This window comes from Paratractidigestivibacter sp. (assembly GCF_052362415.1).
Classification (GTDB): Bacteria; Actinomycetota; Coriobacteriia; order Coriobacteriales; family Atopobiaceae; genus Paratractidigestivibacter.
Window position 1 is genome coordinate 3,038 of sequence record NZ_DAWEMK010000096.1, and the last position, 3,195, is coordinate 6,232.

Annotated in this window: 3 protein-coding genes; all 3 read right to left on the reverse strand. The window is 66.4% G+C overall.

Translation table 11 applies throughout. The features are described from left to right. The coding region (locus ACT84W_RS08650; protein WP_444328917.1) for a type IV secretory system conjugative DNA transfer family protein at positions 1 to 1,547 on the reverse strand (1,547 nt) is incomplete at its 3' end. Continuing rightward, entirely contained in the window at positions 1,544 to 2,878 is a 1,335-nt protein-coding gene (locus tag ACT84W_RS08655; protein ID WP_444328918.1) for a hypothetical protein, read from the reverse strand. The genes ACT84W_RS08655 and ACT84W_RS08650, both read right to left, overlap by 4 nt. 10 nt (positions 2,879 to 2,888) lie before the next feature. Then, on the reverse strand, positions 2,889 to 3,195 hold a 307-nt coding region (locus ACT84W_RS08660), incomplete at its 5' end, for a hypothetical protein (protein WP_444328919.1).

Sequence of the window (3,195 nt, forward strand, 5' to 3'; positions counted from 1 at the left end):
ATGGACTCGGAGAGATTGCGGGCGGTTTCGAGGTTCGAGCACGAGAGTACGACCTTGTCCTTGAGGAGGTCTAGGATGGTCTCGGCTTCTTCGCGGCTGTAGCCGGAGACCGATTGCAATTGAAGTAGCGACTGGCAGAACCACAGGACGCGGATCCCCTCTGACCTCATTTCACCGAGGTCCTGGACGATGCGTTCGTTGCGGCCGAGGGAGGCCGCCTCGTCGAGGAGGAGGACGGTCTCTACGGGACAGCGGCCGGCGTGGGCGCCGGCGCAGGAGCGCAGCGCCGAGAGCGCCTGGGAAACGAACGTCTGCACGAGCCGCTTGTAGTTTCCGGTCGCTGAGGAGGACGAGACGAAGACCACCGTGGGCTCCTCGCCGATGCCGTCGAGCCCGCACTCGTCGTCGTGCAGCATCCTCGCCACGTTGCCGTCGATGTATTCGGTCAGGCAATTGCTGAGGGTCGAGACGATGCCCGGGCCGCCTCCGTGCTCGCCGTTGAGGCCTCCGAGAAAGGGGAGTGCGGGGTCACCTGAAGGCAGAGATGCCGCCAGGGCGGCGACGCGCTCGAGCGCTCCCTTCTCGCCCGAGGGCGAGATCGCCGCGGCGACGGACATGACGGTCTTTTCCTCATTGGGGATGGACGGACCCTCGATGAGGGCGAGGGAGATGCCGACGAACAGGTTCCGGGCCCCGTCATAAAAGAACGGCTGTCCCTTCGACGGTGCGGGCACTATGCAGCGCGCGACTTCCCGCAGCTCGCGGGTGCAGCCGCCGGTTCCCTCCGCATTAAAGGCTTCCTTCGCCCTCTCGAGCGGGTCGAACCGCGCCGAAGAGGCGGGCGAATCGAACATCACGTCGATGATGCGATGCGTGCCGGCCTTTTCAAACGTCGGCTCGAGAAAGGCGCGGAGCTCCCCTTTGATGTCGTTGATGATGAGGGAACGGCCTTGCTCGAAGTTAGCCAAGGCTGACAAAATGGCGACGCGCCTGCTCTTGCCCTCTCCGCTTTCGGCGAGGATACAGGCGTGGACCGAGTCGATGAGCCTGACGCTCCTCCCGATCTCGCCCACGACCAACGTGCCGCCCGAGGGCTTGCCGCCCTCCTTCCACGACTCGCTTCTATGTTTAAGCTCACCGTGCGCCGAGATGAGCCTCGCGTCGCCGTGGATGGGCGCGCCCGGCGCGCGGCGCCCACCGACCCAGGTCCCGTCGTGGAGCCAGCGCGACCAGTCGAAGTGGCTCCAGACGCCTGCTATCGTGGAGATGGCGAGGGTCGCCACGCATCCCACGAGGAAGGCGTCGTCCTGGATCAGCTCCGGCAGGACTTCGAGCGGGTTTTGGAACATGATATCGGGGAGTTCGGGTGCTGCGGCCGTCCCGAAGCTTGTGAGCGTCGCGGCGATGCCGGTGACCCATGCTTCCAGCCAGTGCCATGCTGCCGGCAGCAGGACGAGTGCGATCGCGGTCCCAGCGGCCGTACCGGCGGCGACACAGCACTTGAAATGCGCGCCCTCGTCGACGTTGAAGCTCTTCTGCTTGCTCATAGAATCATTCCCTTCACTATGGTTTTCGCGGGGTCGAGCACGATGCCAGCCGCATCGCCCCTGATCGCGGCCGATGCAGCGGCTGCGAGCGCCCTTGCGAGCGCGCGCTCGGCTTTCTGGCCGACCTCATCTGACGGGTCCTTCTTGCTTCTGGGGTTCTCCGTTGCGAACGCGAGCGCTTTGGTAAGGGCTCTGCTCACGGCAACCGGGGCTTTTGCCATAGAAAGCGCGTAGGACGGACATGACCGGAGACACCTCTCCGGGATGGGCCTGAGCTCGCCGACGGCTTCTCGCGCCCCCTCCAGATCTTCACCGGTGACGCAGGCGCGGACCTCGCCGACGAGCGGCCTCATACGCTTGCGCTCCGTTGCAGGCCCGCCGTCCGGCCTTGCGGACCTCATCAGTTCCCTTTCGGGGCCCGCTGTCCGGTCGGGTGCGATGACCCTCAGCAGGGCGTTGCCCTGGCGCGCGCGTAGCTCCTGCATGGCGTCGTTCACGTAGCGGTCTCGCGCAGCGCTTTCGAGGCCTTTGAGGCCGGCGCAACGCTCCACGGACTTGCTGTAGGCGGCGCTCGCCCCTTTGATTTCAGGATGCCTCGTCCCTGCTTCCGCGATTGCGACATCGACGGCCTTGGCGACATCTGGGTGCCAGCGGCGGAGGTGCGCGTAGGAGATTCGGCCGTCCGCAGGCAGAGTGACGCCAATCTCGTCGGCGGGGATATGGCGGACGGCGTCGATCGCCCGCGACCTCGCGAGGTCGCGGGCCTCATACTCGGCCGCGAGCGCCGGGGCCAGGGCCGCGTCGGTGAGCGCGTTTCTTGCCCGGTCGAGCCTGTTGCGGGCCATGAGCGAATCGAACGAGCCATCGGACGACCACGCAATAACGTGCACGTGCTTGGAATTCGGGTGGTTCTCGTGCTCGGCGGCCACCCAACGGACGCTGGACTCGGGGATGCCCATTGCCTCGGCAAGCGCCGGCGCGAGGTTTCGGCGGCAGAAGCGCTGCCAGTCCTCCTTGCACGCGAGGTCGAGCTCGCATGCCTCGTCCCTGCGGACGCTGAGCACAACGGTAGCAATCGCGCCGTCAGCCTTTTCGAGCTCCCTGCGGGCCGCGCGGAGCTGGACGGCCCCGTTCTGGTCGAAGAGCGCGGTCGACCCGGGCCTCTCGGCGTAGTAGCCGACGAGCCCCATCCTCTCTGCGAGCTCGGAGCGCCTGAGGTCGTCGACGGTGGCTGACTTGTCGGCCCCCTCGCGCGTGGCGACGTATTCGATGTTGTTGGTGATGACGGCGGAACGCCCGCGCGACCCGGGGAGGTGCACGCGGGCGTTCACGACGAGGCTGCTACGACTTACCATCAGACAGACGCTCCCTTGCCTCCGAGAGCGTCATACCGCGCTGCATGAGGCCCGCTTGCTTGTCGTAGACGGCGTATATGTCCGAGGCGCTCACGCCGTCCAGGCCGTCAAACGTGCCCTTCTCGATCTCGACCGCCGCAATAGCCGCGACGATCGAGGCGCGCGTCGCGCGGTGAACGACGCGCGCGATGCGGTCCTCCTGCTCCGCGTTGCGCTCGTCAAGCGTACGGTCGAGCTGCTCCAGCAACGGCTGCATGACGCCGCGGAGATAGGTGCCGAGCTCGGTCGAGTAG